This is a genomic window from Pyruvatibacter sp., from assembly GCF_040219635.1.
Taxonomy (GTDB): Bacteria; Pseudomonadota; Alphaproteobacteria; order CGMCC-115125; family CGMCC-115125; genus Pyruvatibacter.
Genome location: NZ_JAVJSC010000001.1, coordinates 1 through 22,971, shown reverse-complemented (window position 1 = coordinate 22,971; position 22,971 = coordinate 1). Strand labels below are relative to the sequence as shown.

Genomic DNA, 22,971 nt, shown 5'->3' with positions numbered 1-22,971 from the left:
CCTGATACATTCACAGAAATGCCCAACTTCGAGCACTTGATTCTGTCAGCAAAAAGAATCACTTGGGCTGAATCGCGCACACCATCCACAGGGTGTGAATAACTTTGCCGTGCATGGCTGGCGAAACTGTCACATGCTTCCCCCTTACCCCTTAAAAAGAATCTCATGAATCAAGCCGCAGCACCCACACCGCCTTTCGAGACTGAGCCAGACTCATCCTTCGACGGCATCGCCTACCGTGAGATGCCCCACTCGATTGAGGCGGAGCAGGCGTTGCTGGGTGCCATTCTGGTGAACAACGAGGCATATGATCGGGTCTCTGAGTTTCTGATTGCAGACCACTTCTATGAGCCGCTGCACGCCCGCATTTTTGAAGCGATTGCGCATCTTGTGGTTGGCGGCCATCTGGCAACACCCGTGACGCTGAAAGCGTTTTTTGACCACGACAGCACATTGGCGGAAGTCGGCGGCCCGGCCTATCTGGCGCGCCTTGCGGCTGCCGCCGTTGCCACACCGCACGCCAAGGATTATGGCCGCGCGATCTATGACCTGGCCGTGCGGCGTGAACTGATCCGGCTGGGTGAGGATATTCAGGCGGTAGCCGAAGACAGCCCGGTGGATATGCCACCGTCACAGCAAATCGAAAATGCCGAGGCCTCGCTGTATAACCTGGCAGAAAAAGGCCGCTATGAGGGCGGGTTCCAACCCTTCAAGACCTCCCTCACCACTGCCCTTGATATGGCGGCGGCGGCCTATCAGCGGGAAGGGCACCTGTCAGGTCTTTCCACCGGCCTGCGTGATCTGGATGCCAAGCTGGGTGGTTTGCAGAACTCTGATCTGGTTATCCTCGCCGGGCGCCCCTCCATGGGCAAAACCGCGCTGGCCACAAACATCGCCTTCAACGCCGCACGGGCCTACCAGACCGAGTTGGATGAGTTTGGCCGCGAGAAAGTGAGCGATGGCGGGATTGTGGCGTTCTTCTCGCTGGAAATGTCGGCTGAACAGCTTGCCACGCGTCTGCTCGCGGAACATTCGGGGATTTCGTCTGAGAAAATCCGCCGCGGCGACATTACAGCCGATGAGTTTGGCCAACTGCGCGAGGCCACTGAACTATTGCAGTCTGTGCCGCTCTACATCGACCATACGGGGGGCATTGCCATTTCAACGCTTGCAGCCCGCGCCCGGCGGCTCAAACGGCAGATCGGGTTGCAACTCATCGTGGTGGACTATCTGCAACTGGTCACAAGTTCAGGCCGCAACCAGGACAACCGGGTGCAGGAGGTGACGGCTATCACCACTGGTCTGAAGGCGCTCGCAAAAGAACTCAACGTGCCCATTCTGGCGCTGTCGCAGTTGTCGCGTCAGGTGGAACAACGTGAAGACAAGCGGCCCCAACTCTCTGACCTGCGTGAGTCAGGCTCTATCGAGCAGGACGCCGACGTGGTGATGTTCGTGTATCGCGAGGAATATTATCTGTCCCGCGAGGAGCCGACCGAAGGCACACCTGAGCATCTTACCTGGCAGGAAAAAAGCGCCCGCGCCCATGGGCTGGCAGAAGTGATTGTGGGCAAGCAAAGGCACGGGCCCACGGGCCGGGTGCAGCTTCAGTTCCAGGCTGACCTCACACGCTTCGGCGACCTTGACCATTTCCATCAGGGCTATGATGGTCCGTAGTTGACCCCTGTGGCGGATATTGCCCGCGCCGCACTGTAAATCGGATCGCGCCTTGAAGCCCCCTCCCCAGCCTGTCTCTATACAGCCCCCCCCTTCCCAGTCTGTCTCTGCACAGTCAGCCTGTACGCTGACAATTGATCTGGATGCGCTTGTGCGCAACTGGCGGGCAGCCAATGAAGCCAGCGGCGCAGCCACCGCATCTGCCGTCGTCAAAGCGGACGCCTATGGGTTGGGCGTTGAGCCGGTCGCAAAGGCACTTGCTGATGCAGGGTGCGATAGCTTTTTTGTCGCCCTTCCCGAGGAAGGCGCTTTGGTGCGCGCGGTTGCGCCAGATGCGCGAATATTTGTGCTGAACGGGCCAACGCCGGGGTGTGGTGAGACGATGGTGAAATGCCAACTCATCCCAGCCATAAATGACCTCACTCAGGCCCGTCATTGGGCAACTGTCTGCGCCGAAGCAGGCGCGCGTCTGCCCGCGGCGCTGCACCTTGATACCGGCATGAACCGGCTGGGTTTTGGCATGGCGGAGTTGGAACATCTGCGCAATGACACAACCCTTTTGCGCAACTTTGAGACAGTGCTGGTAATGAGCCATCTGGCCTGTGCAGATATTCCCGACAACGAGATGAGTGCAATGCAGCGCCGCAACTTCGACAGCCTGCGCGTTCACTTGCCGGACGCCCCTGCCAGCCTTGCCAACTCGGCCGGTATTTTCTTGGGGTCAGACTACCACTATGAGCTGACACGACCGGGCATCTGCCTGTATGGCGCGTCGCCGTTTGCGGATGCCCCTGCACCATTTGAGCCTGTGATAACCGCTACCGCACGCATCCTTCAGGTGCGCGACATCGCGGCGGGTGAAACTGTGGGATATGGCGCGACCTTCACAGCACAAAGAAATATGCGGCTTGCCACAATCGCTGCGGGGTATGCGGATGGTTTGTTTCGTAGCGCTGCGGGCAGGGCACTTGCCGTCGTGAACGGAGTTGCTGTGCCTTATGTCGGGCGCGTCTCGATGGACCTGGTAGTGCTGGATGTCTCAGCCCCTGGTGCGCGGGATGTTGAGGCCGGTGACGCCGCTGAACTCATCGGGCCATCCATGAGTGTGGATACGCTGGCAAACGCTGCTGGAACCATCGGGTATGAGGTGCTAACCAGCTTGGGACGGCGCTATACTCGGCGCTATATTTATGAATCAGCGACCCAGAAGACATGATGCTGCCCTCATGGAGATATTGCCGGTGAATGTGTTTGCGCTTGTCGGGCGCGCTGTCCTGACCTTTCTGGCCGAAGTAGGTGCCCTGTCACGGTTCACATTCCGTGCCATCCGGGCTTGCTTCACGCCGCCGTTTTACCTGCGCCATATCGGCCAGCAGATGATGCGCATCGGCTATTTCTCGCTCCCGGTTGTGGGCCTCACGGCCTTCTTCACCGGCGGCGTGCTGGCGCTGCAAATCTATATCGGCGGATCGCGCTTCAACGCGGAAGGCTTTGTGGCCAACATTGTGGCCATCGGCATCACGCGTGAACTGGGGCCGGTAATTGCGGGCCTTATGGTTGCCGGACGCGTATCAGCGGCGATTGCTGCCGAGATCGGCACCATGCGCGTGACCGAGCAGATTGACGCGCTGGTGACGCTCTCCACAAACCCGTTCAAATATCTGGTGGCCCCGCGCATTATTGCAGCTGTTATCTGTATGCCTTTGCTGGTGCTGGTTGCTGACATCATCGGCATTTTTGGTGGCTTTACCGTCGGCACTCAAAGCCTGGGTTTCAACCCGCTGGTTTACATCGGCAACACTGTGGACTTCATCGAAGTGCGCGATGTGACATCCGGTCTTATCAAGTCGGCAGTATTTGGCTTCATCATTGCACTGATGGGCTGCTACGCCGGCTATCGCAGTCAGGGTGGTGCGCAGGGTGTAGGTCGGGCAACCACAAACGCTGTTGTTGCGTCTTCAATCCTTATTCTTGCTGCCAACTACATCATGACCTCGCTGTTTTTCACCGAGTAACACTCAACTGCCGTCTGACACACCAAGGGCACATGACCATGGCTGACACGCCGATGATTGAACTTAAAGGAGTGCACAAACAGTTTGGCCCCAAGGTGGTGCTGGATGATGTGAACCTGCGTGTTGAGCGCGGCCACTCCATGGTGGTGATTGGCGGGTCGGGCACCGGCAAATCGGTCATGCTCAAATGCATTTTGGGGCTGCTGCATCCCACATCCGGCTCCATCAAGGTGGACGGCGAGGAAGTGACTGGCATTTCCGAAGGCGAACGCGAGGAGGTGCTCAAGCGATTTGGTATGCTGTTTCAAAGCGGTGCGCTGTTTGACAGCATCAGCGTTTGGGAAAACGTCGCCTTTGCGCTGATTCAGGGCGAGAATATGCCGCGCGCCAAGGCAAAAGACATTGCGATGGAAAAACTCGCCAAGGTGGGGCTTTCATCCGATGTCGGTGAGCTCAATCCGTCGGAGCTGTCAGGCGGTATGCAAAAGCGCGTCGGACTTGCCCGCGCAATTGCCCACGACCCCGAGATCGTCTTTTTTGACGAACCGACCACCGGCCTTGACCCGATCATGGCGGATGTCATCAACCAGCTCATTGTGGATACGGTGGATGATATGGGCGCAACTGCGCTGTCCATCACCCACGACATGGCGTCTGCGCGCAAGATTGCCGACCACATGGCGATGATCCACAAGGGCAAAATCATCTGGACCGGCACGGCTGCGGAAGTTGATACCTGCGGTAATCCGTATGTGGATCAGTTCATCAACGGGCGCGCCGAAGGCCCGATCCAGATGGAAGTGCTTAAGGCGTAACGCCCCAAGCCCGCCTCAGCCCCATGGCCAAATCCACCACACGCTTTGTCTGCCAGTCCTGCGGTGCCGTATACGGCAAGTGGGCCGGCAAGTGCGATGCCTGCGACACCTGGAACTCCTTGGTGGAAGAAGCAGGCGACAGTGGCCCTGCTGCCTCGCCTGCCACAGCGAGGCTGACGCGCGGCAACCGCAAGCTGCTGGACCTTGTGCCACTTGAAGGCGAAACCGCCGAAGCACCACGCATGGTGACAGGCATTGCGGAGTTTGACCGGGTGTGTGGCGGTGGTCTGGTGGCCGGATCAGCTCTGCTTGTGGGCGGCGATCCTGGTATCGGCAAATCGACAATCTTGCTGCAGGCGATGGCTGCGCTGGGCAAAACCGGCAAGCGAGCGCTCTACATTTCCGGCGAGGAAGCCATTGCGCAGGTGCGGATGCGCGCCAAGCGGCTGGGCCTTGAAAAATCGCCCGTCGAGCTTGCCGCTGCAACAAGCCTTGCCGACATTGTGGCGACGCTTGAGCAGGCACCGGCGGCAGACGCCGTCGTCATCGATTCCATCCAGACCATGTGGTCGGACGCATTGGAGTCCGCTCCGGGCACGGTGGCACAGGTGCGTGCATGTGCGCAGGCGTTGGTACGTGTTGCCAAGGCCAGGGGCACGGCCGTTATTCTGGTGGGCCATGTCACCAAGGAAGGGCAGATCGCCGGTCCCCGTGTGGTGGAGCATATGGTGGATACGGTGCTTTATTTTGAAGGCGAGCGCGGGCATCAGTTTCGCATTCTGCGCGCCGTCAAAAACCGCTTCGGGCCGACCGATGAAATCGGCGTCTTTGAAATGCGCGATACCGGGCTATCAGAAGTGTCCAATCCGTCCGCGCTGTTTCTGGGTGACCGCTCCGGCAGTGCGGCAGGCTCTGTTGTATTTGCCGGCATTGAGGGTACGCGGCCCGTGCTCATGGAAATACAGGCACTCGTTGTCCGCACAACACTTGGCACACCACGCCGCGCTGTTGTGGGGTGGGACGGCGGCAGGCTTTCCATGGTGCTGGCGGTGCTTGAGGCGCGCTGCGGGGCGTCATTTGGCGGCTATGACGTGTATCTCAACGTGGCGGGCGGTCTGCGGGTGAACGAGCCTGCAGCTGATCTGGCCGTAGCCGCCGCGCTGCTGTCGTCGCTTGATGATACACCGATTGATCCGCATACCGTGGTGTTCGGTGAGATCAGTCTTTCGGGGGCCATTCGTCCGGTCAATCAGGCTGAGAACCGGGCCAAGGAGGCAGCCAAGCTGGGGTTCAGGGCGGCTATTGGACCGGGCGGGCTCAAGGCGTTTTCCGGCGGACTCGCGGTGCAGGAAATCGAGACAATTGGCGGCCTTGTTAACGCCGTTTGCCATTCAAAGGTGCCGGGCGAGGTGCGATAATGCTAAGCATGATGACAGTGGCACTGATGGCCAGGGGCGCGGCCACCACGAAAGGGAACGACCGTGACGGGGTTTGATGCCGTTGTCATTGCAATCACGCTGATTTCCGGCCTGCTCGCCATGGTGCGGGGTTTTGTGCGTGAAATCCTGTCGATCCTGGCATGGGTCACGGCTGCTGGTGCCGCAATTCTTTCCCTTCCCTACCTGGCGCCCACGGCCCGCGACCTGATTGACCCTGCGTGGCTTGCCGATGCCGGGGCGGCTTTTCTGGTCTTTACCATCGTGCTGGTGGTTGTCTCTCTCATCACTTTCCGGCTTGGCGAGATGGTGCCGGACGGCCATGTGGGTGCACTCGACCGCACGGGCGGTTTCCTGTTTGGTCTGGCGCGGGGTTTTTTGCTCGTGACGATCGCCTATATGTTCATTGCATGGCTGGTATCCCGCGAAGACTTTCCGCCGTGGCTGGATGACGCCCGTTTGCTGCCACTGGTATCAGCCACCTCACAAACCCTTACAAACTGGGTCAATCCTGATGGCGATACACCGCCAGCCGCATTGCGGGCCACGCCCCGAGCCGGGGGTACACCCGGCACCGCGCAGCCCGCGTCAAACGATAGCGCTGACACAGCGGCGGACGACGGGTATAACGCTGAGGAACGCAGGCGGCTCGATCAGTTGATCGAGTCGGTTGAAGGGAATGGCTAACCGCATCGCTTTTTGGGTGATGCGCCGGTTTAATGCCTGTTACGGCACAAGAGGCTATCTTGACCCCCAAAGACCCCATGCACGCTGCCCCCACCTTCCCCCCATCTCAGGCCGAAATTGACATCGCGACGTGGCATGAAACGCTGGAAGGCGACACGCTGCGTGAAGAATGCGGCGTATTTGGCGTGTTCGGCAACACGGATGCTGCTGCCCTCACGGCTCTTGGCCTCCATGCCCTTCAGCATCGCGGTCAGGAGGCGGCAGGCATCGTTTCCTATGACGGCGAACGGTTTAACGCAGAACGCCGTATGGGCCTTGTGGGCGATAATTTCTCATCGGAAAAGATGATAAACCGGTTGGCAGGCTCTGCTGCCATCGGCCACAACCGCTACTCCACCACCGGCGAGACAGTGCTGCGCAATGTGCAGCCGCTGTTTGCTGACCTGTGGGGCGGCGGCTTTGCCATTGCGCACAACGGCAACCTGACAAATGCACTCACCCTGCGCGACCAGCTTGTGCGTAAAGGGGCCATCTTTCAGTCCACATCCGATACTGAAACCGTGCTGCAGCTTGTGGCCCGCTCAGACAAGCCACGCATCATTGAGCGGCTTGTCGATGCGCTGTCGCAGGTCGAGGGTGCCTATGGCCTTGTGTGCATGACACCAAAAAAACTTATTGGCGCGCGTGACCCGCGCGGCATTCGCCCGCTGGTGATGGGCGACCTCGACGGGTCTCCAGTTTTTGCCTCTGAAACATGTGCGCTCGATATCATCGGTGCGCATTTTGTGCGCGAGGTGGAGCCAGGCGAAATTGTGGTGTGTACGGAAGAGGGTGTGGAAAGTCACAAGCCATTTCCACCACAGCCTGCGCGACCGTGTGTATTCGAACATATTTACTTTGCCCGGCCCGACAGCATTGTGGGCGGCAAAAGCGTATATGATGTGCGCAAGAACTTTGGTGCGCAGCTTGCCCGCGAATCTCATGAAGAAGCAGACGTTGTCATTCCGGTACCGGACTCCGGCGTGCCGTCTGCGCTTGGCTACGCCAACGAATGCGGGCTGCCGTTTGAGCTTGGGCTGATCCGCAATCACTATGTGGGCCGCACATTCATCGAGCCGACCCAGCAGATCCGTCAACTTGGGGTCAAACTCAAGCACAATCCCAACCGCTCGCAAGTGGAAGGCAAACGCATTGTGCTGGTGGATGACAGCGTTGTTCGCGGCACAACTTCCATCAAGATTGTACAGATGATGCGAGACGCGGGCGCGCGCGAAGTGCATTTGCGCATCGCAAGCCCGCCGATTACCCATTCAGATTTTTACGGCATCGACACGCCCGACCAGTCGAAGCTGCTGGCACATCGCTTTGATCTTGAGGGCATGCGTTCCTATATCGGCGTGGACAGTTTGGCGTTCCTGTCCGTTGAGGGACTTTACAAGGCCATGGGATATAACGGCCGCAACCCGGACCAGCCACAACTGACCGACCATTGTTTCACCGGCGATTACCCCACCAGCCTGACCGACAAAGACGGTGACAGGGCCGGTGCGCAGCTTTCGCTCCTGGCAGAGATTGCCTGACGCATGGCGGGACAACTCGACGGAAAAATTGCTCTTGTCACCGGGGCCTCGCGGGGCCTTGGCTATGCGGCCTCACTCGCACTTGCAAAGGCAGGCGCGCATGTTGTGGCTGTGGCGCGAACCGAAGGTGGTCTTGAAGAGCTTGATGACGAAATCCAGGCTGCGGGTGGTGCCGCAACGCTCGTGCCGCTGGACCTGACGGATTATGAGGGTGTGGACCGGCTGGGTGCGGCGCTCTATGAGCGCTGGGGTCACCTTGATGTGCTGGTGGGTAATGCTGGTGCACTGGGCGTAATTTCACCCATCGGGCATGTGACCCCGAAAGACTGGCATACCGCCATTGATATCAACGTCAACGCGAACTGGCGTTTGCTACGCTCGATGGATCCGTTGTTGCAGGCTGCAGACGCGGGACGCGCGATCTTTGTCACGTCGGGTGCTGCCCAGAAGTGCCGTCCGTTCTGGGGGCCTTATTCGGTCTCAAAGGCAGCCCTTGAAGCGCTGGTGAAAACCTATGCGGCCGAAGTGGCGTCCACCAACGTGCGTGCCAATCTCCTGAGCCCTGGCCCTACACGCACCGCCATGCGCGCACGGGCCATGCCCGGCGAAGACCCGCAAACATTGCCGCACCCAAATGATATTGCGCCGATGTTTGTGCAAATGGCCCTGCCCGACTTTACCGCCAATGGCGAAACCAGGCGTTTTGAAGGCTAGGCCTTTTTGACAGGCTTGTTGGCCGCCCGCTTCTTGATCTTTGCCTTTTGCGGCGTACCGCGCCTTGTGCGCTGGTCTGCATACGGATTATCTCCCTTACGCAGCATCAGGCGCAGAGGCGCTCCATCAAGGTCAAAACGCTCCCGCAGGGCGTTCACAAGATACCGCACATAGCTTTCAGGCAGTTTTTCAGCCCGCTGGGAAAATACAATGAAGGTTGGCGGACGAGCCTTGGCCTGCGTCATATAGCGCAGGCGGATGCGGCGGCCCTGCACTGCAGGCGGTGGGTGCCTGCCGACAGCCATTTCCAGCCAGCGGTTAAGGCCTGCAGTCGGAATACGTCTTGTCCAGCGCTCATAAGCGCGCAATGCGGCAGGCATCAGCTTGTTTAGCCCCTGCCCGGTCAAAGCGGAAATAGGTACCACTTCAATGCCTTTTACCTGCGGCAGCAATTCATCAATGCGTTGGTCAATTTCACGCAATGCGGCGCTTCGGTCCTCTACCAGATCCCATTTGCTGACGGCCAGAATGAGCGCGCGGCCTTCGTCCACAACCAGGTCGGCGATTTGCAGATCCTGCTTTTCAAACGGCTGGGTGGCATCAATCAGCAGCACCACAACTTCTGCGAAATCAATGGCACGCAAGGTATCAGCGACGGATAGCTTTTCGAGCTTTTCCGTCACGCGGGCGCGGCGCCGCAGACCGGCCGTATCCCAAAGTGTTACCGCCCGATCACCGACCTTCCAGTCCACCGAGATGCTGTCGCGGGTAATCCCTGCTTCGGGGCCGGTCAGCAGCCGGTCCTGGCCGATCAGCGTATTGATGAGAGTTGATTTGCCCGCATTGGGCCTTCCCACCACGGCAACGCGCATTGGCTTGTCGACTGCCGCTTCAGCATCTTCGTCTTCATAGTCGTCAAAGGCTTTAGACGCTTCGGCAAAGGGGACAAGAGCTGCGTAGAGGTCGGATGTTCCCTCGCCGTGCTCGGCGGAAATACCCAGTGGTTCGCCGAGCCCTAATTTGTAAGCCTCCATGCGGCCCGCTTCACCTGCCTTGCCTTCGCATTTGTTGGCGGCCAAAACCACCGGCGTGTTGCCTTTGCGCAGAATGCGGGAAATCTCTTCATCAAGCGGTGTCACGCCGGTGCGGGCATCGACCAGAAACAGGCAAACGTCCGCATCTGCGATTGCCGCTTCGGTCTGGCGGCGCATTCGGGCGGGCAGCACGTCGCCGCTGGCATCCTCGAAGCCTGCTGTGTCAAAGACTGAAAACGTCATGTCGCCAAGTTCGGCCACACCTTCCCGGCGGTCGCGGGTGACACCGGGGGTGTCATCAACCAGCGCAAGCCGCCTGCCGACGAGACGGTTGAACAGAGTCGATTTGCCCACATTGGGGCGGCCGACGATTGCCAGAGTAAAGCTCATGCTATGCGGCTCCTGCCGCGCCGGGGGCCGTGAAGGCCATGAGGGCCAAAAGGGGCCGGTCTATCGGAAGGCCAGAAGGTCCGCGCCGTCCGTCAGAATATAAACGGTTTTGTTGGCAACAACTGGTGCGATGAAGCTCCCGTCGGGAATCTCGATGTCGCCCAGCACTTCGCCCGTATAAGGCGAAAGAGCCAACGCGTTGCCGGTAGAAGATGCAAGTAACAACCGGTCGCCCACCAGAACAGGACCTGACCAGGATATGGCACCGTCGCGGTCTTCCTCATCCTCAAAACGGCTCACCTGCGTCACCCATTTGATGCGCCCGTCACGCCGCGAGAGCGCAATCACTTCAGCGCTGGTCGTGACCAGAAAGATAAAGTCACCGGCCACCCATGGTGTCTGCACGCCAGATATGGAGCGCGTCCATGCGCGTTCGCCGGTACGGATGTCGATGGCAACCATGCGCCCGGCATGGCTGACCGCAAACACGCGGTCGCGGTCAATGACCGGACGCCCGGCAATGTCGCTGATATTGGCCAGTGCCGTGTTTGACAAAACACGGGTCAGCGTGTCGTTCCAGATTTCCTGACCGTTTTCGACGCGCAGCGCAAAAACCTCGCCGGAGGAATACGGTACAACCAGCGTATCGCCGGAGACGGCAGGGCTTGGTGAGCCGAGGATGCCGGCGGTTTCCTGAATACCGGAATGCGTCCACAGCACGTCACCGGACGCCTGCGCCAGTGCCACAATCTGGTTGTCGAAGGAAATGGCGAACACACGGCCGCCGACAGCCGAGGGGGCCGCCCTGAAGGGCGTACCGCCATTGTGAACCCAGAACTGCTCGCCGGTGGTGGCATCAAGCGCCACCACTGTGCCAAAGCCCGTGGCGACAAAAACTGCACCGGCATCATACGCAATGCCGCCGCCGAACCCTTCTTCGGAGTCTGCATCTTCAGGTGTCAGGTCAACGGCCCACAGCCGATTGCCCGTTGTAGCGTCGAACGCCCGCACGCTGCCTTCAGCATCCAGGACATAGGCGCGCCCATCAGCAATGATGGGGGGTGCAGTCAGCCGCCCGTCGCCGGTTGACCCCTGCCCGGCATTCACGCGCCAGACCCGCGCCAAAACCTCTGAGGCGTCAAGGTGGTGCAGCACGTTGTCGGGGAAACCGCCCGGTTGTGCCCAACTGTCATTGACATATGGCGCAGGCAGCACAACCTGCAGGCCTGCAATGCGCGGGTCAGCTTCAAGCTGCTGCTCAAGGGCCAGCACGGAAATGCGCTCGCCGGGGAGCGGTGGATCATCAGACGGGCTGATGAGATCGTTGAACGTATCACACGCGCCAAGAGCCAGCGCTGCGATGAGCACCAGCGCTGCACGGGACGACAAATGCTGTGCTGGCAAAAAGCGTGAAACGGTCATTGGGCGTCCTCACCTTCCACAGTTGCGTCTGCCGCAGGGTCTGCTGGAAGCTGACGCGCCACGGGGCCATCGAGTTGCAGGCCTCGCAACATGGTCCGTGCACGCTCACGAGCCAGCGGCGGCGCGCCTTCCAGGTCTGCCAGTGCCTGATAATATTCGCCGGCAGCCTCGCGGTTGTTGTCGCGCAGTTCCGTAAAGCCCAATAGCTCAAGCGCAGAAAAACGCCATGGGTTGTCATCCTCCGCCAGGGGCGTGAGGCGCACTTTCAACTCGTCCGTGCTCGCTGTATCGGCCAGAAGAAGTGCCGCTTTGATGCTGGCGAGGCCACGTAGCAGTTCATCACCGCCGCCCGCAGCGATGGCATCATAGGTTGCAACAGCGCCAACCACATCGCCTGCCTCAGCCTTGAGACCGGCAGCGCGCATACTGGCCACCGTGCCATATCCCCCACCCGCATCAGCCGCGATAGCCGCGTAGGCATCGGCGGCACCGGCGACATCGCCATCGGCAGCCAGTTGGCCGGCAGCTACGAACGCCCGTGCGGCGTCCTCGGAGGCTGATTGCCGGGTCGCACTCCAAAAGGTGAAACCCGCGACAATCACGATCAGACCGATAGCGGCCGCAATGGCATACGTGCCATAGCGCTTCCACACTTCCTCGGCGCGGTGGCGGCGGAGGTCTTCATCAACTTCGCGGAAAATATCGCTCACGGAGGCGGGCTCGCTGGCTGTTTGGAAAGTTAAGTTTCAGGAATGCGCTAAATTAGCCGGGCTGGGCGCAGGATACCACCCATAAAGGATATGGGTGGGGACCGCTGTAATGACCTGAGCCAGGCAGCTATTTCTTCATCGCGTAAGTATGTTCTTCCGCCGGAAAATGCCGGGCGCGGACTTCCTTTGCATAGGCTTGCGCTGCCCCTTCGATGGCGGCCCCCAGCGTTGCAAACTCCTTGACGAACTTGGCGGGCTGCGGGTTGAGGCCCAGCATGTCCTCCAGCACCAAAATCTGCCCGTCACACGCCGGAGATGCGCCGATGCCGATGGTCGGGATGTCGATCTGGCCAGTTATACGGGCGGCAAGTGGCTCTGCAATGCCCTCCAGCACTACAGAAAAAGCGCCTGCATCCGCCACGGCTTTGGCGTCGGCCTCAAGGGCGGCCCATTCATCGGTAGTGCGGCCTTGGGTTTTGTAGCCGCCCATGGTCTGCACGCTTTGCGGCGTCAGGCCGATATGGGCCATCACCGGTATGCCCCGCTCGGACAGAAAATGAATGGTTTCGGCCATGCGCGCGCCGCCTTCAAGCTTGATGGCGGTGCAGCCGGTTTCATGCATTACGCGGGCGGCATTGCGAAAAGCGATTGCCGGGCTTTCCTCATAGGTGCCAAACGGCATGTCCACCACCACAACCGCCTGATCGGCGCCGCGCATCACGGCCTTGCCATGCAGGATCATCAGCTCAAGCGAGACACCAAGCGTGTTTTCCATGCCGTGCATGACCATGCCCAGGCTGTCGCCCACCAGCAGCAGGTCAACATACGGGTCCACCAGACGGGCGGTGTGTGCGTGATAGGCCGTCAGACACACCACCGGCGTATTGCCCTTGGAGTTTCGAATCTGCGGCACTGTTTTGCGGCGAGTGGTATTCTGGGCGGACATGGAGGGCCTTTTAAATGCCGTTTTGTGCGGTGCGGCACACTAGTGAGTGCACCCGTTAAACGCAATTGCTGCACAAACAGCGGCTAAGATCGATTTGCGGGCGTTAGTTCTGGTTGCTGCCGTAGGCCCAGGCTTTTTCTTCTATGTCTTTGTTGTCGGGGGCCAGTTCATAGGCGCGCATGAAATCGTCGCCGGCAAATGTGTTTTGACCAAGCGCTTCAAAGATCCTGCCGCGCACATAGTAGGCAGCAGCGTATTCAGGATTGAAGGCGAGTGCCTTGTTGGCGTCGGAGATGGCCGCATCAAGCTGCGACATTTCCAGGAATGCGTTGGCGCGGGTGGTGTAGATGTCACCGGCCTCGGGTGATTTTTCCAGGGCTGCTGTGTAGTCCTCGATTGCGAGAGCAAGCTGGCCGTTGAGTTTGTAGGCCACGCCGCGGTTGACCAGTGCGGTGACGATATCGCCTTCAGACAGATCGCCGGATTCAAGTGCGCGGGTGCAATGGATAACGGCCTGAGCCGGGGTGCCGTCGTCAAAAAACTGTGCATGGCACAGCTCGTTCTCGACGATGCCGTTAACGTCATCCGGCCTGACCGCTGTCGCGGTATCGGCGGCAGCCTCAGTATCGGGGGATGTTTCAGGCGCAGCGGTCGCTTCAGGAAGCGGCGGGGGTGTTAAGACAATTTCAGGGGTGGCTGACTGCGCAGATGTTTCGTTTTGCGCGGGTTGTGGTGTTTGCGGTTCTGTCTGCTCGACAGGCTCCGGGAAGGTGAATTGCGCAACGGCCCCGGACGCAGGGAGTACCAGGCCAAGTACAACCCCCAGAACAAGGCCCGGAATCAGGCAATACGGGGTATGGCTACGCAAAACAGTTACTCCCACTCAATCGTGCCGGGCGGTTTGGAAGTGATATCGTACACCACCCGGTTGATGCCACGCACCTCATTGATAATGCGCGTTGCAGTGCGGCCCAGAAATGCGTGGCTGAAGTCGTAGTAATCGGCCGTCATGCCATCGGTTGAGGTGACAGCTCGCAAGGCACAGACAAACTCATAAGAGCGTTCATCGCCCATGACGCCAACTGTTTTGACTGGCAGCAGCACTGCGAAGGCCTGCCAGATGTCGTCATAGAGTCCTGCGTTGCGGATTTCTTCGAGGTAGATTTTGTCCGCTTTACGGAGAATATCCAGCCGCTCGCCGGTGATCTCGCCGGGAATACGAATGGCAAGGCCAGGACCAGGAAACGGATGGCGGCCCACAAATAGCTCCGGCAGGCCAAGCTCACGGCCCAGAATACGCACTTCGTCCTTGAACAGTTCGCGCAGCGGTTCCACCAGCTTCATATTCATGCGCTCAGGCAGGCCACCCACGTTGTGGTGTGACTTGATGGTGACCGAAGGGCCGCCAGCAAACGACACGCTTTCGATCACGTCGGGATAGAGCGTGCCCTGCGCCAGAAATTCTGCGCCGCCTACTTTTTTGGCTTCGTCGTCGAACACATCAATGAAAGTCGCGCCAATGATCTTGCGCTTGCGTTCAGGGTCGGTGACGCCCTCCAGCTTGTCCAGAAACAGCTTTTGCGCTTCCACATGCACGAGCTTGATATTGTAGTGGTCGCGGAACAGCGTCACCACTTCGTCGGCTTCGCCCATGCGCATCATGCCGGTATCCACGAACACGCAGGTAAGTTGTTCGCCAATGGCTTCGTGCAGCAATACGGCGACCACGGATGAATCCACACCGCCGGACAAACCGCAGATCACCCTGCCCGTGCCCACCTGTTCGCGTACGCGCTTGATTTCGGTTTCTCTGAACGCAGCCATAGACCAGTTGCCGGCACACCCGGCTATGTTCTGTGTGAAGTTTTGCAGCAGCTTTGCACCGCGCGGCGTGTGGACAACTTCAGGGTGAAACTGAACGCCATAAAATCTGCGCTTTTCATCGGCGATCGCCGCAAACGGCGCGTTGGCGCTGGTACCGATGACGCTGAAGCCTTCGGGGATTTCGATCACCCGGTCGCCGTGGCTCATCCACACCTGATCGCTGGAGCCTGTATCCCAAACGCCATCAAACAAAGGGCTGGTTTGCATGACCGTAAACTCGGCGCGGCCAAACTCGCGTTCGTCTGCGGCTTCCACCTTGCCGCCAAGCTGCGCCACCATGGTTTGTTCGCCATAGCAAATGCCCAGCACGGGAATGCCAAGCTCAAACACGCGCTTTGGTGCACGCGGCGTGCCCATGCCGGTGACACTGGCAGGACCGCCCGACAAAATGATTGCCTTGGGGTTGAGCCGGTCAATCGCCTCGTCCGCCTTATCAAACGGCACGATCTCGGAATAGACATTGCTCTCACGCACACGCCGCGCAATGAGCTGGGTGACCTGACTGCCGAAGTCAATGATCAGTATACGGTCGTCGGCGCCGGCTGGAATGTCTGGCTGGGGGCTTTGCGTCATTGCGGGCTCGTTCAAGTGGAAGTGTTGCGTTCAAGGCGGCTGATGAAAAAGCCGTCCGTTGAGTGGGTATGAGGCTGAAGGCGCAGGCCGGTCGCGCCAGAGGGCGCCGGATCGTTTGGCGAAACCACGAGCGAAAAGTCCGGGTTTGCCTCCAAAAAAGCCTCAATGCGGCGTTCGTTTTCAACCGGCAGAACCGAGCAGGTGATGTACACCAACCTGCCACCAGGCTTGACCAGGGGCGCGGCTGTGCGCAGCAGGGCATCCTGCGTTTTGGTGACCTGTTCCAGCGCGGCATCGTCAATGCGCCATTTGAGCTCGGGGTGTCGGCGCCAGGCACCAGAGCCTGAGCACGGCACGTCCAGCAGGACCCGGTCACACTTGCCATGCAGTTCGCCGAAATTGCCGTCCTGCGGCCATTTCATCGGATGGATGTTGCGAGCGTCGGCGCGTTTCATACGCGGGGCCAGGTTACCGAGGCGGCGCGCATCGCTGTCAGTTGCGTATATCTGCCCCTTGTTCTGCATGGTGGCCGCGAGCGCCAGCGTCTTGCCGCCAGCACCAGCGCACAGATCTGCCACCTGCATACCGGGTCGGGCATCAACAAGGGCAGCCGCCAACTGCGAGCCTTCATCCATTGGCTCTACATGGCCTTCCTTATAGGCGATGGTGCCTGCGATGAGAGGGTTGCCGACAACGCGAAGGCCAGTGGCCGCATGGGGTGTCGGCGCTGCTTCAATGCCTACGGCTGCGAGTGCCGCAGCGGCGTCATCGCGCGTTGTCCTGAGCGTGTTGACCCGCAGGTCAAGCGGCGCAGGTGTATCGAGTGCGGCTAGCGCCTCATCAAGATTTTCACCATAAGCCTTGGTAAGCTCAGGCAACAAAAACTCCGGCACATCATAAGACGGCAGGCCATCCCGATGCAAACCGCTCAGTGTACTGATGAGTGTGTGCTCATCATCATTGAGGGCCAGAGGCGCATGGCCTTCGCCTGAAAAAAGTGCGGCAACCTCCTGCGGAGCCTTGCCCTCGCCCAGCACAAGGTCTGCGAGCACCAATGCGCGTGGAGCCGCAGACACGGCCCTGGCATAATATCCGCGCCGCCGCAGCACGGCATAGACCTGCGAGGAAATAGCCCGACGATCCTTGGAGCCGGCAAACCGGTGGCTACGACCCCACTGACGCACCACATCGTCGGCGGGCCGAAGCCCGCGCTCGATCTCCTCAATGATCTCGATCGCCGCTGCGACGCGCGCGCCTGGGGTCAACGGCTTGGGCTCGGATAGTTGGGTGTTTCGCGGGTGATGGTCACGTCGTGGACGTGGCTTTCAATCAGACCGGCGTTGGTGATGCGCTGGAACTGTGCTGTTTCGTGCAGCAGGGGAATAGTCCTGCAGCCGGTGTAGCCCATAGACGCACGCAGGCCGCCGACAAGCTGATGCAGCACGGCACCGAGCGGGCCTTTGTAGGGCACCTGACCTTCAATGCCTTCGGGCACAAGCTTCAGCTGGTCGCTGACGTCGGCCTGGAAGTATCTGTCAGCGGAGCCGCGCGCCATGGCGCCGATGGAGCCCATGCCGCGATAGGCCTTGTAGCTGCGGCCCTGGTACAAAAAGACTTCGCCGGGGCTTTCGTCAGTGCCCGCGAACAGCGAGCCGAGCATGGCGACATCAGCGCCTGCCGCAATGGCCTTTGCCAGATCGCCGGAATACTTGATGCCGCCGTCGCCGATCACCGGACGGCCGGATCCTTTGGCTTCGTTGGCGCATTCCATAATGGCAGAAAGCTGCGGCACACCGACGCCCGCCACCATGCGTGTGGTGCAGATTGAGCCGGGGCCGATGCCCACCTTGATGGCGTCCGCACCAGCTTCGATCAGCGCGCGGGTTGCCTCTGCCGTAGCCACGTTGCCCGCTATTACCTGCGTGTAGTTGCTGTGCTGTTTGATGCGCCGGACAGCATCAAGCACGCGGGATGAATGGCCGTGCGCTGTATCGACAACCACCACGTCAGCACCGGCGGCAATCAACGCCTCGGTGCGGGCGAAGCCGTCGTCACCTACTGATGTTGCCGCACCAACACGCAGGCGACCCTGCTCATCCTTACAGGCATTGGGATGAAGCTTTGCCTTCTCCATGTCCTTGACGGTGATGAGGCCAGTGCAGCAATAAGCGTCGTCCACTACCACGAGTTTTTCAATGCGGTGTTGGTGCAGCAGGCGCTTGGCCTCGTCCTGACCAACATTTTCGCGCACCGTAATGACTTCCTTCGTCATCAGTTCATACACGGGCTGGTTTGGATTGCTGGCAAACCGCACGTCGCGGTTGGTGACAATGCCCACCAGCTTGTTGTCGCTCTCCACTACTGGAATGCCGGAAATGCGATGCTGCTCCATCAAGCTCAGCGCATCCTGCAACTTGGCATCAGGTGCGATGGTGACCGGGTTCACCACCATGCCGCTTTCAAACTTCTTGACCTGCCGCACCTGCTCGGCCTGTTCATCCGGTGACATGTTTCGGTGAAGAATGCCAACGCCGCCGGCCTGCGCCATGGCGATGGCCAGCGGGGCCTCGGTCACGGTGTCCATGGCGGATGAAATAATCGGTATGCCCAAGTCTATTTCAGCGGTCAGCCGCGTGCGGGTATCTACCTCACCGGGCAGAACATCGGACGCAGCCGGGCGTAGCAGCACATCATCAAATGTGAGGGCCTCGGGGATATTTCCAGTCAGGATTTGCAAGCCAACCTCCGCTTCTGCGTTCTTTGTCTGCCGGGTGACAGAACCGCCGCAGGCTCTTGGTGTTGGCGGGGGTAAATACCATGATGCGGACGCACGGCAAACTGTTTTGCGCTGCACAAACGCAAACGTGCCCTGCATGTGACCATTCGGCCCGATGTAGGGGTTATTCAGGCCTCGGAATTGCCCTGAACAGAGCGGGATCCGCCTTTGAAGCCTGTCGCCAGCACATACATTTCAGCCGAATCGGAGCGGCTGGCCTTCGGCTTTACGTGACGGACGGCGGCAAAGTTCCGGTTGAGGGCCTTCATCAGGTCGCGCTCGGCACCGCCCTGCAGCACTTTGGCCAGAAAACTGCCACCGGGCTTGAGCACTTCAACAGCAAAATCCAGTGCCATTTCGCACAGCGCCATGATGCGCAGATGGTCAGTCGGCCTATGACCGGTAGCAGACGCCGCCATATCTGACAGCACCACGTCTGCCGGACCGCCCATCAGTTCCTTCAAGGTATCGGGCGCTTCATCAGCCCGAAAATCCAGTTCGATGACGGTGGAACCGGCTATCTGTTCCATGGGCAAAATATCAATGCCCACCACATGTCCGCCACGCCCGTTTGCAGCACCGGTGCGCTTGACGGCAATCTGCGTCCAGCCGCCGGGCGCCGCCCCCAGGTCCACCACGCGGGCACCGGGCTTGAGGAAATGATGTTTGTCGTCAATTTCAAGCAGCTTGTAGGCCGCCCGGCTGCGATAACCGTCGCGCCGGGCCGCTGCGACATACGGATCATTCAGCTGGCGTTGCAGCCATTGGGTGGACGAGTTCTTGCGGCCGCGTGCAGTCTTAACGCGCTGTTTGAGTTCGCGTGTGCTGCCTGCAGTGTTGCTGGTGGTGCCACTTCCGGCCTTGCGTTTGCTCATAGGTTTGTCTGCTGCGCCCTTTTACGCCCGCCACGCCTGCGGCGGCGCTTGCGTTTCTGATTGCGCCTGTCTTCGCGCATCAGGGTAATGAGAATGCCTTCGCGCAACCCCCGGTCCGCCACGCGCAGGCGGCGACAGGGCCACGACGTCTGTATAGCTTCGAGGATAGCACAGCCTGCCAATACAAGGTCGGCGCGCTCCCTGCCGATGCACGGCACGTTTGCACGTTCCTCAAGTGTCATCAGGCTGAGAGCCTGGGTGACGGCGGAGACATCGGCAAAATCAATCCAGGTGCCGTCCACTTTTGAACGGTCATACCGGCGCAAGCCCAAGTGGATGCCGGCAATGGTGGTGACGGTGCCGGACGTGCCAAGCAGGTGGATATCACCCTTGGCTACAGCCTCATCAAGCTGTGCGTCCATTTCCTCAGACCACGGACGGTCATTCAGCAGCGCGGTCACTTCCTGCACCATTTTTTCGTACCCGGTGCGGTTCAGGGTTCGGCCGTCGTATCTGTCGGCGAGAGTTACAACGCCAACCGGCAGGGATGCCCAGGCCAACACATGAGGTTCGCCGGCCGGGCCTATGTTCGTCATATCAAGCCACACAAGCTCGGTTGAGCCCCCGCCGATATCGAACACCAATGCCCTGCTGGCTGATTTGTCCAGCAGGGGCGTGCACCCCAAAACAGCCAGGCGGGCTTCTTCCTCTGGCGTTACGACTTCCAGTTCGAGGCCCGTCTCGCGGGCGACGCGTTCAATGAACATGCCTGAGTTGACCGCATGACGGCAGGCCTGGGTGGCAATAACGCGCGCACGGGCGACATTACGGCGGCGCATTTTGGCAGCGCAGATGCGCAGCGCCCCTACCGCTCTGTCCATTGCCTCCGCGCTTAACTCATCGCTGTTACCCAGACCCTCCCCAAGCCGAACGATGCGCGAAAATGCATCAATAACCTCAAACGTACCGCCGGCCGGTTGGGCTACCAAAAGTCGGCAATTGTTTGTGCCCAGATCTATAGCTGCATAGGCAGGGGTGCTCTTGTCGCCACGATTTTTGTTGCGTTGGTGACGCAGAGGTTTTTGTGTGGCTGAAACTCCTGACGGATTGTCGGCTCCCGTCGCAGACAAGACGGCGTGCTCTGCGCCGGGCGGCGAAGAGGGCGGTGTTTCCTCGCGCGCGGCGCCGGGCGCTCCGGCGTCGCGCTGCGGCTCAGGGCCGGCGTCGCCAGGGGAAGCCGGGGCCGCCCGCACTGTATCGTGCGGTTCGTCCACCCGTTCCACTCCGCGCGCGCCACACCTTCAAATGAGCTGCGTCACGCGCCAATATGTTGAACTTGAAGTGACCGTACCACTGTGCCGACACGATTTGCCAGCCCGCAGGTGCGCAAACTGATACCCGGCTTAGGTGGCCATCATCGAATCAATTTCGTTTTGCGTCAGCGGGCCGTTGCCACGGCGATCCCCGCCATCAAACGATGCCTTGCGGTGACGCCGGTCGGGGCCGACAAATCCTTCTGCCACTACAAAGTTGCGGGGAGCAAATATTGACGCTTCAATTTTCTTGCGAAGGTCTGTCGCTGAGAACGGTTTGGTCAAATAGACGTTCGAGCCCAGATCGCGCGATAGCTCCACGCTGTCGCGCGAGGCCACCGACGCCATGCTTACTACGCCTGCTTCGGGCGAGTGGCAGGCCGTGTTACGGCGAACAAACTTCATGAGTTTGGGGCCAATTCCGTCCTCAGGGCGCCAGTCCACCAGGACGCAGTCCGTTGGGGCGAATGCCAGCCGTGAAATGGCGCTGTCTTCGTCATGATGAACATCCAGCGATTTTGGCTGAAACGTTTTCACCAGCTGCGTAAGTATAGAACGCAGATACGATGACTCCTCCACCAGCACGATATCCATGCCGGAGAGATCTCTTTTTGTCTCGCGGGACATATCCTTCACCGGGCCGCACTCCTGATTTGCACGCAAAAAGTGTACCTTTTGCTCGCCTCAGGCCGTCTAGTGGTATGCAGGTGCGAGCGAACGCAGTTTGCAATATCCCGGTAAACGCCCGCTTAAGGATATGTATTCGATTATGCAAAAGCGGGGCGGCCAACACCAACGAGGGCCCGGCACCCAAGAGGTTTGACAGACCGCGAAACTCTAGGGTAAACCGCGCTTCCCGTTGGGGGATCGTCTAATGGTAGGACAGCGGACTCTGACTCCGCCAGTCTAGGTTCGAATCCTAGTCCCCCAACCAGCCACTCCCGCCGCTCGCGCCTGTCTCCAGGTCGCACGATCATGCTGAGGGAGGAAGGACTCAGTTTTTTCGCCGGGCCAGAAATGGTTCCTGAAGCTGGTACATGCGGATTGCATCCTGATAGGCGCCATCGACGAAAAATTCGTTGACCAAACAGCCCTCCTGGATGAATCCGGTCTGTTCGTAAACACTGATGGCGGCGGCATTCTCGGTTGAAACGAGAAGATACACCTTGTTGAGGTTGAGCACGCAAAACGCATAGTCGAGGGCCAGCGTGGTGACGCGTTTCGCGCAGCCTTTTCCCTGATGCGTCGGGGCAATGATGATCTGGAACTCGGCGCGGCGGTGGATGTAACTTATCTCGACAAGCTCGACGAGGCCGACGCGTTCGTTGGCTTGGTCAATCGCCAGGAAACGCCGTTCAGACAAATCGTGGATGTGCTTGAGGTAAAGCTCCTCCAGTTCCACGAATGATTCATAGGGCTCCTCAAACCAGTAGTTCATCACCCTGCGATTGTTATTGAGTTCATGCACAAACGGCAGGTCGTGCTTTTCAAGAGCACGTAGTCTGATTTGGGTAGCGGCCATTTCGAAGCTCATTTCCGCGAGACATGGAGAAGGCAGCGCTGAGTCGCCGCCTTGGTCGCGAGTGTATCCGCAAAGCAGCGGCGCGTGCCGGGATTTATGATTGTTGCGCCTGAGGTGCATGGTGCGAGGCGTGGGCCAACAACCAGCCACTCGGCTGCTCTTCATGCCAGCAGCGTTGGGTTCGGCGGCACGCGACCATGCATCGCTCATCCACGTGACAGGATTGTGGAATGAAGTCGCTCTCAGGTCACAGGTTTTTTCAGAACTCCAGGCGCACCGCAGCGGTGACTGAGTCCTCGCGGTAATCGTCCTGGAACTCGCCGTCGTAGAGCAGGCGTACCGAGAACACGTCCGTGAACTCATAGGTGAAGCCTGCGCCGACCCCGGTGGAGAACTTGTCGCGCTTGGTGGGGCTTGAGACGAACGTGCCCCCGCCCACAACCGAACCTGAGATCGGCTGGCCCGGGTCTGCAAGTTCCTGCAGCGCGCGGACATAGCCCTCGGGCAGGAACCGGCTGCCATTATCCAGTTCGTGGGTGTAGCGCGCTGCCACACCTGCCACAGCCCTGACAGACGTGATGTTCATGCTGTTGATGGTGGTGGGT

The 22,971-nt window shown here is 59.7% G+C and carries 21 protein-coding genes and 1 tRNA gene; 9 read left to right on the top strand and 13 right to left on the bottom strand.

What is annotated here, in order from left to right; translation table 11 throughout:
* Positions 1–165: 165 nt before the first annotated feature.
* From RIB87_RS00110 to RIB87_RS00075, 8 genes are all read left to right on the top strand, one after another.
* Positions 166–1,674 carry a replicative DNA helicase gene (locus RIB87_RS00110; protein ID WP_350142280.1) on the top strand — a complete coding sequence of 503 codons (1,509 nt, stop codon included), beginning with the start codon at positions 166–168 and terminating at the stop codon, positions 1,672–1,674.
* 52 nt (positions 1,675–1,726) lie between these two features.
* Entirely contained in the window at positions 1,727–2,890 is a 1,164-nt protein-coding gene (gene alr / locus RIB87_RS00105) for an alanine racemase (protein ID WP_350142279.1), read from the top strand.
* A gap of 10 nt (positions 2,891–2,900) precedes the next feature.
* The gene (locus RIB87_RS00100) at positions 2,901–3,689 is read left to right on the top strand and encodes an MlaE family ABC transporter permease (protein WP_350142278.1); all 789 of its coding nucleotides are present in this window, start codon (positions 2,901–2,903) and stop codon (positions 3,687–3,689) included.
* A gap of 38 nt (positions 3,690–3,727) precedes the next feature.
* Complete coding sequence (locus RIB87_RS00095; protein ID WP_350142277.1) at positions 3,728–4,504, top strand: ABC transporter ATP-binding protein; 777 nt, start codon at positions 3,728–3,730, stop codon at positions 4,502–4,504.
* A 23-nt stretch (positions 4,505–4,527) separates the two neighbouring features.
* Positions 4,528–5,922, top strand: a complete 1,395-nt coding sequence (radA, locus tag RIB87_RS00090; protein ID WP_350142276.1) for a DNA repair protein RadA — start codon at positions 4,528–4,530, stop codon at positions 5,920–5,922.
* A 63-nt stretch (positions 5,923–5,985) separates the two neighbouring features.
* The gene (locus RIB87_RS00085; protein WP_350142275.1) at positions 5,986–6,627 is read left to right on the top strand and encodes a CvpA family protein; all 642 of its coding nucleotides are present in this window, start codon (positions 5,986–5,988) and stop codon (positions 6,625–6,627) included.
* A gap of 77 nt (positions 6,628–6,704) precedes the next feature.
* Positions 6,705–8,207 (top strand): amidophosphoribosyltransferase, encoded by a 1,503-nt coding sequence (purF, locus tag RIB87_RS00080; RefSeq protein ID WP_350142543.1) that lies wholly within the window; start codon positions 6,705–6,707, stop codon positions 8,205–8,207.
* Between the two features lie 3 nt (positions 8,208–8,210).
* Positions 8,211–8,921, top strand: a complete 711-nt coding sequence (locus tag RIB87_RS00075) for an SDR family NAD(P)-dependent oxidoreductase (RefSeq protein ID WP_350142274.1) — start codon at positions 8,211–8,213, stop codon at positions 8,919–8,921.
* Here the strand turns inward: RIB87_RS00075 and der are convergent.
* The 11 genes from der to RIB87_RS00020 form a co-directional block, all read right to left on the bottom strand.
* The gene (gene der, locus RIB87_RS00070; protein ID WP_350142273.1) at positions 8,918–10,345 is read right to left on the bottom strand and encodes a ribosome biogenesis GTPase Der; all 1,428 of its coding nucleotides are present in this window, start codon (positions 10,343–10,345) and stop codon (positions 8,918–8,920) included. The genes RIB87_RS00075 and der overlap by 4 nt on opposite strands.
* A 60-nt stretch (positions 10,346–10,405) precedes the next feature.
* Positions 10,406–11,767 carry a PQQ-like beta-propeller repeat protein gene (locus RIB87_RS00065; protein WP_350142272.1) on the bottom strand — a complete coding sequence of 454 codons (1,362 nt, stop codon included), beginning with the start codon at positions 11,765–11,767 and terminating at the stop codon, positions 10,406–10,408.
* Complete coding sequence (locus tag RIB87_RS00060) at positions 11,764–12,477, bottom strand: tetratricopeptide repeat protein (RefSeq protein ID WP_350142271.1); 714 nt, start codon at positions 12,475–12,477, stop codon at positions 11,764–11,766. Before RIB87_RS00060 ends, RIB87_RS00065 begins: the two co-directional genes overlap by 4 nt.
* A gap of 127 nt (positions 12,478–12,604) precedes the next feature.
* Complete coding sequence (gene panB, locus RIB87_RS00055) at positions 12,605–13,423, bottom strand: 3-methyl-2-oxobutanoate hydroxymethyltransferase (RefSeq protein ID WP_350142270.1); 819 nt, start codon at positions 13,421–13,423, stop codon at positions 12,605–12,607.
* 103 nt (positions 13,424–13,526) lie between these two features.
* Positions 13,527–14,291, bottom strand: coding sequence for a tetratricopeptide repeat protein (locus tag RIB87_RS00050; protein ID WP_350142269.1), 765 nt, complete (start codon positions 14,289–14,291; stop codon positions 13,527–13,529).
* Positions 14,292–14,296: 5 nt separating this feature from the next.
* The gene (gene guaA, locus RIB87_RS00045; RefSeq protein ID WP_350142268.1) at positions 14,297–15,880 is read right to left on the bottom strand and encodes a glutamine-hydrolyzing GMP synthase; all 1,584 of its coding nucleotides are present in this window, start codon (positions 15,878–15,880) and stop codon (positions 14,297–14,299) included.
* 11 nt (positions 15,881–15,891) lie between these two features.
* A complete protein-coding gene (locus RIB87_RS00040) occupies positions 15,892–17,145 on the bottom strand; it encodes an RsmB/NOP family class I SAM-dependent RNA methyltransferase (protein ID WP_350142267.1) in 1,254 nt (417 codons plus the stop codon).
* Positions 17,142–18,611 carry an IMP dehydrogenase gene (gene guaB, locus RIB87_RS00035; protein ID WP_502943187.1) on the bottom strand — a complete coding sequence of 490 codons (1,470 nt, stop codon included), beginning with the start codon at positions 18,609–18,611 and terminating at the stop codon, positions 17,142–17,144. Before guaB ends, RIB87_RS00040 begins: the two co-directional genes overlap by 4 nt.
* A 173-nt stretch (positions 18,612–18,784) precedes the next feature.
* A complete protein-coding gene (locus RIB87_RS00030) occupies positions 18,785–19,531 on the bottom strand; it encodes an RlmE family RNA methyltransferase (protein ID WP_350142265.1) in 747 nt (248 codons plus the stop codon).
* Positions 19,528–20,805 (bottom strand): Ppx/GppA phosphatase family protein, encoded by a 1,278-nt coding sequence (locus RIB87_RS00025; protein ID WP_350142264.1) that lies wholly within the window; start codon positions 20,803–20,805, stop codon positions 19,528–19,530. The genes RIB87_RS00030 and RIB87_RS00025 overlap by 4 nt, the downstream gene beginning before the upstream one ends.
* A gap of 129 nt (positions 20,806–20,934) precedes the next feature.
* Positions 20,935–21,471, bottom strand: a complete 537-nt coding sequence (locus RIB87_RS00020) for a response regulator (RefSeq protein WP_350142541.1) — start codon at positions 21,469–21,471, stop codon at positions 20,935–20,937.
* A gap of 233 nt (positions 21,472–21,704) precedes the next feature.
* Here RIB87_RS00020 and RIB87_RS00015 point away from each other — a divergent pair.
* Positions 21,705–21,778 (top strand) — tRNA-Gln (locus RIB87_RS00015).
* A 60-nt stretch (positions 21,779–21,838) separates the two neighbouring features.
* Here the strand turns inward: RIB87_RS00015 and speG are convergent.
* Entirely contained in the window at positions 21,839–22,576 is a 738-nt protein-coding gene (gene speG / locus RIB87_RS00010; protein ID WP_350142263.1) for a spermidine N1-acetyltransferase, read from the bottom strand.
* 49 nt (positions 22,577–22,625) lie between these two features.
* Positions 22,626–22,971 (bottom strand): autotransporter domain-containing protein (locus RIB87_RS00005; protein WP_350142262.1); only part of this gene is annotated, 346 nt, incomplete at its 5' end.